This is a genomic window from Hymenobacter jeongseonensis, from assembly GCF_015694725.1.
Taxonomy (GTDB): Bacteria; Bacteroidota; Bacteroidia; order Cytophagales; family Hymenobacteraceae; genus Hymenobacter; species Hymenobacter jeongseonensis.
The window spans coordinates 216,146-230,244 of sequence record NZ_JADQDQ010000007.1; the positions used below are offsets into that span (position 1 = coordinate 216,146).

At 54.8% G+C, this 14,099-nt stretch carries 10 protein-coding genes and 1 tRNA gene; all 11 read right to left on the reverse strand.

Features of this window, described 5'->3' with window-relative positions:
- Nucleotides 1–39: 39 nt before the first annotated feature.
- Entirely contained in the window at nt 40–363 is a 324-nt protein-coding gene (locus tag I2I05_RS15310; RefSeq protein WP_035567389.1) for a DUF3467 domain-containing protein, read from the reverse strand.
- 298 nt (nt 364–661) lie between these two features.
- Entirely contained in the window at nt 662–5,014 is a 4,353-nt protein-coding gene (gene rpoC / locus I2I05_RS15315; RefSeq protein WP_196283136.1) for a DNA-directed RNA polymerase subunit beta', read from the reverse strand.
- Nucleotides 5,015–5,403: 389 nt separating this feature from the next.
- Nucleotides 5,404–9,273 carry a DNA-directed RNA polymerase subunit beta gene (gene rpoB / locus I2I05_RS15320; RefSeq protein ID WP_196283167.1) on the reverse strand — a complete coding sequence of 1,290 codons (3,870 nt, stop codon included), beginning with the start codon at nt 9,271–9,273 and terminating at the stop codon, nt 5,404–5,406.
- Between the two features lie 275 nt (nt 9,274–9,548).
- Complete coding sequence (rplL, locus tag I2I05_RS15325; RefSeq protein WP_068191708.1) at nt 9,549–9,929, reverse strand: 50S ribosomal protein L7/L12; 381 nt, start codon at nt 9,927–9,929, stop codon at nt 9,549–9,551.
- Between the two features lie 68 nt (nt 9,930–9,997).
- Nucleotides 9,998–10,546, reverse strand: a complete 549-nt coding sequence (gene rplJ / locus I2I05_RS15330; RefSeq protein WP_196283137.1) for a 50S ribosomal protein L10 — start codon at nt 10,544–10,546, stop codon at nt 9,998–10,000.
- Nucleotides 10,547–10,561: 15 nt separating this feature from the next.
- Complete coding sequence (gene rplA, locus I2I05_RS15335; RefSeq protein WP_196283138.1) at nt 10,562–11,260, reverse strand: 50S ribosomal protein L1; 699 nt, start codon at nt 11,258–11,260, stop codon at nt 10,562–10,564.
- Nucleotides 11,261–11,279: 19 nt separating this feature from the next.
- Nucleotides 11,280–11,723 (reverse strand): 50S ribosomal protein L11, encoded by a 444-nt coding sequence (rplK, locus tag I2I05_RS15340; RefSeq protein ID WP_196283139.1) that lies wholly within the window; start codon nt 11,721–11,723, stop codon nt 11,280–11,282.
- 121 nt (nt 11,724–11,844) lie between these two features.
- The gene (gene nusG / locus I2I05_RS15345) at nt 11,845–12,411 is read right to left on the reverse strand and encodes a transcription termination/antitermination protein NusG (protein ID WP_068191701.1); all 567 of its coding nucleotides are present in this window, start codon (nt 12,409–12,411) and stop codon (nt 11,845–11,847) included.
- 12 nt (nt 12,412–12,423) lie between these two features.
- Complete coding sequence (secE, locus tag I2I05_RS15350) at nt 12,424–12,618, reverse strand: preprotein translocase subunit SecE (RefSeq protein WP_196283140.1); 195 nt, start codon at nt 12,616–12,618, stop codon at nt 12,424–12,426.
- A gap of 64 nt (nt 12,619–12,682) precedes the next feature.
- A tRNA-Trp gene (locus I2I05_RS15355) sits at nt 12,683–12,753 on the reverse strand.
- Nucleotides 12,754–12,902: 149 nt separating this feature from the next.
- On the reverse strand, nt 12,903–14,093 hold the full coding sequence (tuf, locus tag I2I05_RS15360; RefSeq protein WP_196283141.1) for an elongation factor Tu: 1,191 nt from the start codon (nt 14,091–14,093) through the stop codon (nt 12,903–12,905).
- Nucleotides 14,094–14,099 lie beyond the last annotated feature (6 nt).

A 14,099-nucleotide genomic window follows, 5' to 3' on the forward strand; every position in this document is an offset into this window, starting at 1 on the left:
AAATGGAGGCGCTTCCGCAAATACAACTTCTGGTTCAGCTTATGCCTCCCCTACCGCGCCGCCGAAATTCATCGGGTAGCTTGGGGCTTCGTTCTGCATTTTGATAGGCCCGAAAGCAGCTTCAAACCGCTCGATGTTCTCGGTGAGGGCTTGTAGCAGGCGCTTGGCGTGCTCGGGCGTGACGACGATGCGCGCCTTCACTTTGGCTTTGGGCAGGCCGGGCATCATGCGGATGAAGTCAATCACAAACTCGCTGTTGCTGTGCGCAATCATGGCGAGGTTGGCGTATTCGCCCTCGGCCATGGCTTCGGAAAGCTCGATGTTGATGGCGTTGGGGTCCGGGTTTTGGTCGGTTGGTTGCATAAGGGGTTAATTAGTCTTGGACTGCCAATAATCCATTGTGGAACGCACCGCAGCAAAAGATGCTGGCAAAAAGATTATTGATGTGAAAGCAAAAAGAGCAACCGCGCCTTCGCCAAGTTCATCTTGCCAGATACTATAGCCAAAAGTAAAAACCACAAATCCGTAAAAGGTCAGTACTACGGCAGCAATTATTATCCGAATTACGAGTTCTGTGGTCCTTATAAGTTCCACGCATCAAAGAAACAAAAAAGCCGACCAGTTCGCACCGGTCGGCTTCTTCATGCTTTAAAGAGCCAGCTTACTCAGCCGATACTTCACGCTTGCCAGCGCGGCTAGGCCGCTTGGCAGGCACCACTTCCTCGGCGGCCTTGGCGGCTTGAGCAGCCTCCATTTCCTCCTTCGAGCCTACTACCTGACGCGTGTACTCGCGCAAGCCAGTACCAGCCGGGATGAGGTGACCAACGATTACGTTCTCCTTCAAGCCCAGGAGCTGGTCGGCTTTGCCACGGATGGCGGCTTCGCTCAGCACCTTGGTCGTCTCCTGGAAGGAAGCGGCCGAGATGAACGAGGCCGTACCCAACGAAGCCTGGGTGATGCCTTGAAGCGTCGGACGCGAAACGGCAGGTTGGGCATCGCGCACTTGCACGAGGGCAAGGTCACGGCGCTTCAGGCTGCTGTTCTCGTCGCGAAGCTTGCGGGCGTTCACAATCTGACCGGGCTTCATGTTGGTCGAATCACCGGCTTCGGTCACGACTTTCATGTCGATAATCATGTCGTTCTCGGCCATGAAGATGATTTTATCAATCACCTGGTTTTCGAGGAACGACGTGTCACCGGCATCCAGAATCACAACTTTCTGCATCATCTGGCGAACTACCACCTCGATGTGCTTATCGTTGATTTTCACGCCCTGCAAGCGGTATACTTCCTGAATCTCGTTCACGAGGTATTCCTGCACGGCGCCGGGGCCCTGAATGCTCAGGATGTCCGAAGGCGTGATGGCACCATCCGACAGCGGCATGCCGGCACGGATAAAGTCGTTGTCCTGCACCAGAATGTGCTTCGACAGCGGCACCATGTACTTCTTCTTGACACCGTCTTTCGACTCCACGTAGATTTCGCGGTTACCACGCTTCACGGTGCCGTAGGTTACCACGCCATCGATTTCCGATACCACAGCCGGGTTCGACGGGTTCCGAGCTTCGAACAGCTCAGTAACACGCGGCAGACCACCGGTGATGTCGCGGGTCTTGCCCACGGAGCGAGGAATCTTAGCCAGGATGTGACCGGCCTTGATTTTATCGTTGTTCTCCACGTTCAAGTGCGAGCCCACGGGGATGCTGTAGCCCTTCTGACCTTCGGCGTCGCCCTTTTTGCCGGGGCGCACGATGATAGAGGGGTTCTGGTCCTTGGCCTTCGATTCGATGATTACCTTCTCGCGGTGACCGGTCTGTTCGTCCGACTCTTCACGGTACGTAATGCCTTCGGTGATGGCGTCGAACTGAACGGTACCGTCGAACTCAGCCAAAATAACGGCGTTGTAGGGGTCCCAGTTGTTCAACTCCTGGCCTTTCTCCACTTCCTGACCTTCCTCTACCAGCATGAAAGAGCCGTAGGGAACGTGGTTGGTGGTGAACACTTTGCCAGTGCCTTTTTCCACGATGCGAATCTCGCCCGAGCGACCCATTACCACGGCACCCTTTACACCCTCCGGCGTAGTGGTAGCCACGGTACGAACGTCTTCGAACTCAACCACACCAGCGAACTTCGACTTGATATTGGCTTCCACCGCAATGTTGGAGGCCGTACCACCTACGTGGAAGGTACGCAGGGTCAGCTGCGTGCCGGGCTCACCAATCGATTGAGCGGCGATAACACCAACAGCCTCGCCACGCTGCACCATGCGGCCCGAAGCCAGGTTACGGCCGTAGCACTTGGCGCAGATACCGCGCTTGCTTTCGCAAGTCAGTACCGAGCGAATCTCCACCGACTCTATGCCGGTGGCATCAATGCGACGGGTCGTGTCTTCCTTGATTTCCGAACCGGAAGTCAGGATTACCTCGTCCGTGATGGGGTCGATGATATCGTGAACCGTCACACGGCCCAGGATACGCTCCGACAGCGGCTCCACGATGTCCTCGTTGTCTTTCAACGCGAAGGTTTCGATGCCACGCAAGGTACCGCAGTCCGGCTCGTTCACGATTACATCCTGCGAAACATCTACCAGACGACGGGTCAGGTAGCCAGCGTCAGCCGTCTTCAGAGCCGTGTCAGCCAGACCTTTCCGGGCACCGTGGGTCGAGATGAAGTACTCGATTACGTCCAAGCCTTCTTTGAAGTTCGACAGAATCGGGTTTTCGATAATCTCACCAATAGAGCCCTGCAGCGACTTCTGCGGCTTGGCCATCAGACCACGCATACCGCCCAGCTGACGAATCTGCTCACGCGAGCCACGGGCTCCCGAGTGCATCATCATGTAGATGGAGTTGAAGCCCTGGTTTTCGCGCTCCAAACGACCCATCAGCGTTTCTGTGATTTGGTTGTTGATACGCGTCCAGATGTCGATAACCTGGTTGTAACGCTCGTTGTCGGTAATCAGACCCATCTGGTAGTTCTGAGTTACGGCCTTCACGTCGTTCTGCGCCTGCAGCACCAGCTCGTCTTTCTCTTTCGGAATCTGGATGTCGCCCAGACCCATGCTCAAGCCGCCTTTGTAAGCCGACTGGAAACCGAGGGTCTTGATGTCGTCCAGGAATTGAGCCGTACGAGCCATGCCCGTACGCTTGAACACCGTCGAGATGATTTGCTGCAGCTTCTTCTTGGTCAGCAGCTCGTCAATAAAGCCGACCTCCTTGGGAATCATCTGGTTGAACAGCACGCGGCCAGCCACGGTGTCCACGATTTTGGTTACCAAGTCGTCGTTCTCGTCGCGAATCTGCGTCCGCACCTTAATGTAGGCGTGCTTCGATAGCTGGCCTTCATTCAGGGCAATCACAACTTCCTCGTCCGAGTAGAACACACGGCCTTCGCCCTGAATCGTCTCGTTCTCGGTGCTGCGCTTGCCTTTGGTTACGTAGTACAGACCCAGAACCATGTCCTGCGACGGTACCGCGATGGGCGCGCCGTTGGCGGGGTTCAGGATGTTATGCGAAGCCAACATCAACATAGAGGCTTCTAGGATAGCGGCCGGTCCGAGCGGAACGTGCACAGCCATCTGGTCACCGTCAAAGTCAGCGTTAAAGGCCGTACAAACGAGGGGGTGCAGCTGGATAGCCTTGCCCTCGATGAGGCGCGGCTGGAACGCCTGGATACCCAAGCGGTGAAGCGTAGGAGCACGGTTGAGCAACACGGGGTGGCCTTTCAGCACGTTCTCCAGGATGTCCCAAACCACAGCGTCCTTGCGGTCCACGATTTTCTTAGCCGATTTCACCGTCTTCACGATACCGCGCTCGATGAGCTTGCGGATGATGAACGGCTTGAACAGCTCGGCTGCCATGTTCTTGGGCAGACCGCACTCGTGCAGTTTCAGCTCAGGACCCACCACGATTACCGAACGACCCGAGTAGTCGACACGCTTACCGAGCAGGTTCTGACGGAAGCGGCCCTGCTTGCCTTTCAGCATATCGGACAGCGACTTCAGGGCGCGGTTGCCTTCAGCGCGCACGGCGTTCACCTTACGCGAGTTGTCGAACAAGGAGTCAACCGCTTCCTGCAGCATGCGCTTCTCGTTCCGAAGAATTACCTCAGGAGCCTTGATTTCAATCAGGCGCTTGAGGCGGTTGTTGCGGATGATAACGCGACGGTACAGGTCGTTCAAGTCGGACGTAGCGAAACGGCCACCATCCAAGGGAACGAGGGGACGCAGTTCCGGGGGAATCACCGGCACCATGCGGATTACCATCCACTCAGGGCGGTTTTCCACGCGGGTAGCAGCGTCACGGAAAGCTTCCACTACACGCAGACGCTTCAACGCCTCAGCCTTACGCTGCTGCGAAGTCTCGTGGGCAGCGGAGTCACGCAGCGAGTAGCTCAACTCGTCCAGGTTGATGCGCTCCAGCAGCATGTGCAGGGCATCGGCACCCATGCGGGCGATGAACTTGTTGGGGTCCTCGTTGGGCAGCATCTGGTTCTCCCGGGGGAGTTTGTCGATGATGTCCAGGTACTCGTCCTCGGTGAGGAAGTCGAGAATCTGCACGCCTTCTTCAGCCAGGGTACCGGGCTGAACTACGACGTACCGCTCGTAATAGATAATCTGGTCGAGCTTCTTGGTGGGCAGGCCCAGCAGGTAGCCGATTTTGTTTGGCAGCGACTTAAAGTACCAGATGTGAGCAACGGGCACCACCAGTTCGATGTGGCCCATGCGCTCACGACGCACCTTCTTCTCGGTCACCTCCACGCCGCAACGGTCGCAGATGATGCCCTTGTAGCGAATGCGCTTGTATTTACCGCAATGGCATTCCCAGTCCTTCACGGGACCGAAAATCCGCTCACAGAACAAGCCACCCATTTCGGGCTTGTACGTGCGGTAGTTGATGGTTTCAGGCTTCACCACTTCGCCCGTGCTGCGCTCCAGAATTGCTTCGGGCGAGGCCAGCGAAATAGTGACTTTGGAGAAGTCCTGAACTATTTTCTTGTTTTTTGCGAAAGCCATTTGATTGGTTTTAAGCTGTTAGCTGTTGGCTTTGAGCTGTTGGGCGCCTCATCCTTCGCCAGAAGAATGCAAGAGTTCCAAACAGTTTGACGCTAAAAAAAGTGCCGGCACGGACCAGATAGGTATGATGCGTAACAGCCTTTTAGCAGGTCGGGTAATCTAGTTGCCGGACCAGCGGACGGATGGGAAGGCCTTCGGTTAGGAAACTCAGAGAGTGAATTGTTGTCCTGACCATATCTCGGAACAACCTCTCCTTTATCTGTCACCGAAGCGTTTTCACACCCTTCGTTACATGAGCCGCTCAAGTAGCAACTCGTATGGCTTGCCAGCAATTAAGCTGCTTGTTGCTTGCAAAGCTTTAGGCCTCACAAGCAACAAGCAACTGGTAACTATTCCATCGTGATTTCGAGTGCCAGACCACGGAGTTCGTGGAGCAACACGTTGAACGACTCGGGGATATTCGGCTTGGGCAGAACGTCGCCTTTTACAATGGCTTCGTACGCCTTCGCGCGGCCGACCACGTCGTCCGACTTCACCGTCAGGATTTCTTGGAGAACGTTGGAAGCACCGAAGGCCTCCAATGCCCACACCTCCATCTCGCCGAAGCGCTGGCCACCGAACTGCGCCTTACCACCCAGCGGCTGCTGCGTGATGAGCGAGTACGGCCCGATGGAACGAGCGTGCATCTTGTCGTCAACCAAGTGACCCAGCTTGAGCATGTAAATCACGCCCACGGTTACCGGCTGGTCGAAACGGTCGCCCGTTAAGCCATCGTGCAGGTAAGCACGGCCCCAGTCGGGCAAGCCAGCTTCGGTCAATTCACGAGCCACTTCGTCTTCGGTAGCGCCGTCGAAAATTGGGGTAGCATACGTGCGACCCATTTTCAGACCAGCCCAACCAAGTACGGTCTCATAAATCTGACCGATGTTCATGCGGCTTGGTACACCAAGCGGGTTCAGCACAATGTCCATTGGCGTGCCATCGGGCAGGAAGGGCATGTCCTCATCGCGCACGATGCGGGCTACCACACCCTTGTTACCGTGGCGGCCGGCCATTTTATCACCCACCTTCAGCTTGCGCTTCTTGGCGATGTAAACTTTAGCAAGCTGCACGATGCCGGCGGGCAGTTCGTCGCCCACCTCCAGGGTGAAGCGCTGACGCTTGAATTTCGCGGTGATGGTGTTGCGGCGCTTGGCGTAGTTACGCACCAGCTCCAGCACCAGGCCATTCACGCGGGCATCAGCCGTCCATCCTTCCAGAATCAGGTCCTTAAACAGGTTCACTTCTTCGGGAACGGCGTAGTTGCTTTCGTCCTTGTAAGGGTTCTTCTCGGGGAACATGCCCTCGTTGATGTTCTTGCGGTTGAACTTCACGCCCTTGGCAATCATCTCCTCGCCGAAGCGGTGTTTGATGCCCTGCGACGTTTTGCCTTCCAGCAATTGTACCAGCTTGTCAATCATGATGGCTTTTACGCCACGCAGTTCCTGCGCGTAAGTCGCCTTCAAATCTTCCACTTCCTTCTTCGACTTGGCCCGGAGGTTTTTGTCTTTCTTAGGACGCGAGAACAGTTTGGTGCCGATAACCACACCCTGCAAGGAGGGCGGCGCCTTAAGCGAAGCATCCTTCACATCGCCAGCCTTGTCGCCGAAGATGGCGCGGAGCAGCTTCTCTTCCGGCGTCGGGTCCGTCTCGCCTTTCGGCGTGATTTTGCCAATCAGGATGTCGCCTTCCTTCACCTCGGCACCGAGGCGGATGATGCCGTTGTCGTCGAGGTTGCGCACAGCTTCTTCGCTTACGTTCGGAATCTCCGAGGTCAGCTCTTCTTCGCCGCGCTTGGTCTCGCGCACTTCCAGCTCAAACTCCTCAATGTGAATCGAGGTAAAAATATCGTCGCGAACCACACGCTCCGAGATGACGATGGCATCCTCGAAGTTGTAGCCCTGCCACGGCATAAACGCCACCTGCATGTTGCGACCCAAAGCGAGTTCGCCTTGGTTGGTACCGTAACCTTCGCACAGCGCCTGGCCCTTACTCACCCGCTCACCGCGCTTTACGAGCGGCGTCAGGTTGAGGCAGGTGTCCTGGTTGGTGCGACGGAACTTGATGAGGTCGTAGGTAATTCGTTCAGCATCGAAGCTAACCATGATGTCGTCCTCCGTGAGGTCGTACTTCACCACAATTTTATTAGCATCAACGTAGTCAATCACGCCTTCGCCTTCCGACATAATCAGCGTACGCGAGTCGCTGGCAATTCGGCCTTCTAGGCCCGTGCCCACAATCGGAGCCTCGGGACGTAATAAGGGAACTGCCTGGCGCTGCATGTTCGAGCCCATCAGTGCACGGTTGGCGTCATCGTGCTCCAGGAACGGAATCAGCGAAGCAGCTACCGACACAATCTGGTTCGGGGCAACGTCCATGTAGGAGTATTCCGACGGATTCACCACCGGGAAGTCACCTTCGAAACGGCCTTTCACCAGCTCTTGGGTCAAGTTGCCGCCCTCATCCAGCAGGGAGTTGGCCTGCGCGATGTGGTGGGTATCTTCTTCCTCAGCAGTAAGGAATTTCACATTGGCGCTCATATCCACCTTGCCGCCTTTAACGTCACGGTAAGGCGTCTCAATGAATCCCATGGCGTTCACGCGAGCGTGCACGCACAGCGACGAAATCAGACCAATGTTAGGTCCTTCCGGCGTTTCAATGGTGCAAAGGCGACCGTAGTGGGTGTAGTGAACGTCACGTACTTCAAAACCAGCACGCTCACGCGACAGACCTCCTGGCCCGAGTGCCGATACGCGACGCTTGTGCGTCACCTCGGCCAGCGGGTTGGTCTGGTCCATGAACTGCGACAGTTGGTTCGTACCGAAGAACGAGTTGATAACGCTGGACAAAGTCCGGGCGTTAATCAGGTCAACCGGCTTGAAGTCCTCGTTGTCACGCACGTTCATGCGCTCCTTGATGGTACGCGCCATACGGGCCAGACCCACGCCAAATTGGGCGTAGAGCTGCTCCCCTACCGTGCGCACACGACGGTTGCTCAAGTGGTCAATATCATCGACAATGGCTTTGGAGTTACTCAAGCCAATCAGGTACTTCACAATCAGAACAATGTCCTGGTTGGTCAGTACCCGCGACTCTTGGTCCATGCCAATCTGCAGCTTCTTGTTAATCCGATAGCGGCCCACCTCACCGAGGTCGTAGCGCTTATCCGAGAAGAACAGCTTCTGAATAATGTCACGGGCAGTTTCTTCGTCAGGAGCCTCCGTGTTCCGGAGCTGACGGTAAATCTGCTCCACAGCTTCCTTCTCCGAGTTGGAGTTGTCCTTCTGCAGCGTGTTGTAGATAATTGCGAAATCCGCAATGTTCACATTCTCACGGTGCAGGATTACTGACTTAGCGCCGGCCTCCAAAATCACATCGATGTCAGCTTCCTCAATGGTAGCGTCGCGCTCGAGCAACACCTCGTTGCGGTCAATGGATACCACTTCGCCGGTGTCTTCGTCCACGAAGTCTTCCGTCCAAGTGCGGAGCACCCGGGCAGCCAACTTGCGACCAACGGCTTTCTTGAGGTTTTTCTTGTCAGCCTTCACTTCCTCCGACAAACCGAACAGGTCGAGAATGTCTTTGTCCGTGCCGTAGCCGATGGCGCGAAGCAGCGTTGTCACCGGGAATTTCTTCTTCCGGTCGATGTACGCGTACATCACGTTGTTCACATCCGTGGCGAATTCAATCCACGAACCTTTGAACGGAATGATACGGGCCGAATACAGCTTGGTACCGTTCGTGTGCTTGCTCTGGGCGAAGAATACGCCCGGCGAGCGGTGCAGTTGCGATACGATAACGCGCTCGGCGCCGTTGATAACGAACGAGCCCTTCACGGTCATGTAAGGGATGTTCCCGAGGAACACCTCCTGCTCAATCGTCTCGAAGTCCTCGTTGTCCTTATCATTGCAAATCAACCGGAGCTTGGCCTTCAGGGGAACCGAGTAGGTCAGGCCGCGGTCGATGCACTCGTCAACCGAATATTTCGGCGGGTCGACGTGATAATCGATAAAGTTGAGCACGAAATTTTCGCGCGAATCCGAAATCGGAAAGTTCTCGGCAAACACTTTGAACAATCCTTCGTTAGAACGACGCTCAGCAGCGGTTTCCAACTGAAAGAATTCCTGGAACGAGCGTACTTGCACGTCCAGGAAGTCCGGATATTCAATAACCTTCTTAATCTTGGCGAAATTGATTCGCTCGGCGGCCGTTTTCTTCAGGGCGGCCGTCTTTGCTTTCGGTGTAGCCAATGCGATGGGGATTAAAAGATGGACACAGAAGCGTAATAAAGGAGGCCGAAATGGCGGCTGGCCAGCAATGCGAGGCAGAACTCGCACTCCCTAACGCACACAATAACAGTGGCATTAGCTGACGCAAAGAAGCGCGAACTAGAAAGCTCGCGCTTTTGACACACCACAAACAGGAAAAGACCTGGCTAAGTTGCCAGGTCTAATCCTTATTCGAAGCGGGTCCGGAGATGCTTCAGGAGCAGAAATTACTTAACTTCTACTTCAGCACCGGCTTCCTCGAGCTGCTTTTTCAGCGACTCAGCCTCGTCTTTGGTTACGCCTTCTTTCAGGGGCTTGGGAGCACCGTCAACCAATTCCTTGGCTTCTTTCAAGCCGAGGCCGGTCAGGTCCTTCACCAGCTTAACTACAGCCAGCTTGGCACCACCAGCAGCCTTCAGGATAACGTCGAACGACGTCTTCTCCTCAGGAGCCTCGTCAGCGGCAGCAGCGCCACCACCGGCCATCATTACGGGAGCAGCAGCAGCGGGCTCGATGCCGTACTCGTCCTTCAGGATGGTTGCCAATTCGTTTACTTCTTTCACCGTCAGGTTTACAAGCTGCTCAGCGAATGCTTTCAAATCTGCCATTTCTGTAGATTGTTAAAAAAATGTGTTGTTGAAAATTTATTGTTGAAGTCGAAAAAGAAGAGTGGCGCTTAGGCGGCCTCTTTTTCGGAAAGCGTTTTGAGGATACCGGCCAGTTTGTTGCCACCGCTCTGAAGAGCCGAGATAACGTTTTTGGCTGGCGATTGCAGCAGGCCGATGAGTTCACCGAGCAGTTCCTGCTTGCCTTTGATGCTGGTCAGGCCTTCGAGCTGGTCTGCACCGATGTAGATGCTAGCATCTACATAAGCGCCTTTCAGCACGGGCTTGGGCGTTACGCCGCGGCCATAAGCTTGAGCCTTGTAGAAGTCACGCAGAAGCTTGGCAGGAGCCGAGCCGCTCTCCGAAGAGAACAACACGCCCGAAGAGCCTTTCAGCGCAGCATCCATCTCCGACGTATCGTGGCCAAGAGTGTCAAGCGCCTTACGGATGAAGGTGTTTTTGTACACCTTGTATTCCATACCACGGTTGAAGCACAGACGACGGAAATCGTTGATTTTCGCTACCGACATTACCGAAGCATCGACAATGTAGAACGAGTTGTGCGATTGAAATTTTCCGCTCAACTCATCCACGAGGGTTTGTTTTTCTTCCCTGGTCATGTTTGGTTGGGTTAATTAGTTAGCGGAGTTTACTTGGCTGTCCACCGGAACGGCGGGCGACATCGTGCTGCTCAAGGTGATGCTGCGGATGTAGGTGCCTTTCGAAGAAGAAGGCTTCAAGCGACCCAACGTCTGGATAATCTCCAGGGCGTTTTCGGCCAGCATCTTCTCGTCGAACGATACTTTACCCACCGAGCAGTGAATGATACCAGTTTTGTCAACTTTGAAGTCGATTTTACCAGCTTTCACTTCCTGCACAGCCTTGGCTACGTCGGTCGTAACGGTACCAGACTTCGGGTTCGGCATCAGACCACGGGGACCGAGCACACGGCCCAGGCGACCTACCTTAGCCATTACGGCCGGCATGGTGATGATGACGTCGATGTCGGTCCAGCCTTTCTCGATTTTCGCGATATAGTCGTCCAGACCCACGAAGTCGGCGCCGGCGGCCAGAGCTTCGGCCTCCTTGTCGGGAGTAACCAGAGCCAGAACGCGAACGGTTTTGCCGGTGCCGTGGGGCAGGGTGGCCACGCCACGAACCATCTGGTCCGCTTTGCGAGGGTCCACGCCGAGGCGAACGTCAATGTCTACCGAAGCATCGAATTTGGTGTAGGTAATGTCCTTCACCACTTTGGCAGCCTCCAGGAGGCTGCGCACTTCCGTGAGGTCGTGCTTGGCAAGGGATTCCTTGCGCTTTTTGCTGATTTTTGCCATCTGTCGTTTTTCCTTTTAATTATTCAGCAAAAGGAGAGTCGCCCTTGATGGTAATACCCATGCTACGGGCCGTTCCTGCCACCTGCTTCATAGCTGCTTCCACCTTGAAGGCGTTCAGGTCAGCCATTTTGGTTTCGGCGATGGTGCGGACTTGGTCCCACGTCACGGAGCCCACCTTATTGCGGTTTGGCTCTTTCGAACCGCTCTGCAGTTTAGCAGCTTCCATAAGCAACACCGGAGCCGGTGCCGTCTTCACCACAAAGTCAAACGACTTATCGGTGTACATGGTGATAAGTACAGGACAAACTTGGCCGGCTTTATCTTGGGTGCGAGCATTGAACTGCTTGCAAAACTCCATGATGTTCAAGCCTTTGCTACCAAGTGCAGGTCCTACCGGCGGCGATGGGTTCGCTGAGCCTCCCTTTATCTGCAGACGCAGATAACCTCTGATTTCTTTGGCCATTGGATTGTGTTGGCTGTGGCTCCTGCGTCGTAACTCGCGCTTGCCTCAGTACATATAAACTCCTGTTTGGAAGCCCCGCCGACCCGGAGCAATTAGCCGGCGTGGTATAATCGAGAGAGGGTTACACCTCTTTTTCTACTTGGGTATAGCTGAGTTCTACCGGCTGCGAGCGGCCAAAAATCTTCACAACTACGTTGAGCTTCTTGCGCTCTTCGAATACTTCGTCGACGTTGCCGGAGAAGCCGTTGAACGGACCATCTACCACTTTCACAAGTTCACCTACTACGTAAGGCTTGTCGAGGGTAGCGGTAGTCTGCTGCTCGGCTTCGTCTACAATGCCGAGTATCCGGTTCACTTCGGAGATATGCAGGGGAACGGGCTTGTTGTTGGCCGCGTCCTTCTTGTCTTTATCACCGAGGAAACCAATCACACCAGGCGTGCTGGTGATGATGTGGTCTACCTCACCGTGGCCGAGGTCGGCGTGGATGATAATGTAGCCGGGGTAGAGGTTCCGCTCGCGCACACGCTTCTTGCCGTTGCGCATCTCGAACACCTTCTCTACTGGAATCAGCACCTGCGGCACCAACTCAGTCAGATTGTGCCGACCGAGCTCTGTTTCGAGGTAATTTTTGGCTTTTTTCTCCTGGCCGCTCACTGAGCGAACCACGTACCATTTCAATTCGCCCATCTTAATTGCTGATTAGCGAAACGAGTTATAAAAAGCCTTGAGAACAGTTTCAAAGCTTACATCCATAATGCCCACCACAATGGCAAACACAAGCGAACCCACCAGCACGAGACCGGCGCTCTTTTGCAGTTCCGTCGTTGAAGGCCACGTTACGTTGTAACGCATCTCCTCGATGGTAGTGCGGAAATAATTGCTCAGTTTGTCCATTAGTTGAGGGAAAAACAGCGTTGCCGCTGATTACGACATGGAGCGGGCCAACTGGCCCAAATTGCACGAGTGGAGAGATTCGAACTCCCGTCAAAGGTTTTGGAGACCCGTATGCTACCGCTGCACCACACTCGTTTTTAGTCATTCCCATCAAGCGCATTTCGCCAAAGGGAGTGCAAAGGTAAGAGAAACAGCGGACAAAACAAATATGACCTTCTGTTTCAGCGTAAAAAAGCCGCCCCCGAAGTTTCGAGAGCGGCTTTTTTTACTGTTTAAGCCGGAGCTTAGTCGAGAACTTCCGTTACCTGACCAGCACCTACCGTACGGCCACCCTCACGGATAGCGAAACGGAGGCCTTTCTCCATTGCCACCTTGCTGATGAGCTCAACCGTGATGGTGATGTTGTCGCCGGGCATTACCATTTCAACACCTTCTGGGAGGGTGATGATGCCGGTAACGTCGGTGGTGCGCAGGTAGAACTGCGGACGGTAGTTGTTGAAGAACGGCGTGTGACGGCCACCTTCCTCTTTCGAGAGAACGTAAACCTCAGCCTTGAACTTCTGGTGAGGAGTTACCGAGCCGGGCTTGCAGATAACCATGCCGCGACGGATGGCTTCTTTTTCAATACCGCGGAGCAGCAGACCTACGTTGTCACCAGCTTCGCCACGGTCAAGGATTTTGCGGAACATTTCCACACCCGTAACCGTCGACTTCAAGCCAGCAGCAGCACCCATACCGAGGATGTCAACTTGCTCACCCGAGTTAATGATACCGCGCTCAATACGACCGGTAGCAACGGTGCCACGGCCGGTAATCGAGAACACGTCCTCAACAGGCATCAGGAAGGGCAGGTCGGTCAGACGAGCAGGAATCGGAATGAACGAGTCAACCGCGTCCATCAACTCGTTGATTTTTGGAACCCAGTTCTCGTCGCCGTTCAGGCCGCCGAGGGCCGAACCCTGGATAACCGGAATGTTATCACCGTCGAAGTCGTAGAACGAGAGGAGTTCGCGGATTTCCATTTCCACCAGCTCGAGGAGCTCGGGGTCATCCACCATGTCCACTTTGTTCATGAACACCACCAGCTGAGGAACACCTACCTGACGGGCGAGCAGGATGTGCTCACGGGTCTGGGGCATTGGGCCGTCGGTAGCAGCTACCACGAGGATAGCGCCGTCCATCTGGGCAGCACCGGTAACCATGTTCTTCACATAGTCAGCGTGACCGGGGCAGTCAACGTGAGCATAGTGACGGTTTTTGGTCGAGTACTCTACGTGAGCGGTGTTGATGGTGATACCACGCTCTTTTTCTTCGGGAGCATTGTCAATCGAAGAGAAGTCACGCTTTTCGGCCAAGCCCTGGTTTGCCAACACCATGGTGATAGCAGCGGTCAGAGTCGTTTTGCCGTGGTCGACGTGGCCGATGGTACCGATGTTTACGTGCGGCTTGGACCGGTCGAAATTTTCTTTAGCCATTGTAAA

Excerpts from the sequence above, each read along its gene's own strand:
- I2I05_RS15310 (WP_035567389.1), bottom strand. The coding sequence starts at position 363 with ATGCAACCAACCGACCAAAACCCGGACCCCAACGCCATCAACATCGAG.
- rpoC (WP_196283136.1), bottom strand. The coding sequence starts at position 5,014 with ATGGCTTTCGCAAAAAACAAGAAAATAGTTCAGGACTTCTCCAAAGTC.
- rplL (WP_068191708.1), bottom strand. The coding sequence starts at position 9,929 with ATGGCAGATTTGAAAGCATTCGCTGAGCAGCTTGTAAACCTGACGGTG.
- rplJ (WP_196283137.1), bottom strand. The coding sequence starts at position 10,546 with ATGACCAGGGAAGAAAAACAAACCCTCGTGGATGAGTTGAGCGGAAAA.
- rplA (WP_196283138.1), bottom strand. The coding sequence starts at position 11,260 with ATGGCAAAAATCAGCAAAAAGCGCAAGGAATCCCTTGCCAAGCACGAC.
- rplK (WP_196283139.1), bottom strand. The coding sequence starts at position 11,723 with ATGGCCAAAGAAATCAGAGGTTATCTGCGTCTGCAGATAAAGGGAGGC.
- nusG (WP_068191701.1), bottom strand. The coding sequence starts at position 12,411 with ATGGGCGAATTGAAATGGTACGTGGTTCGCTCAGTGAGCGGCCAGGAG.
- secE (WP_196283140.1), bottom strand. The coding sequence starts at position 12,618 with ATGGACAAACTGAGCAATTATTTCCGCACTACCATCGAGGAGATGCGT.
- tuf (WP_196283141.1), bottom strand. The coding sequence starts at position 14,093 with ATGGCTAAAGAAAATTTCGACCGGTCCAAGCCGCACGTAAACATCGGT.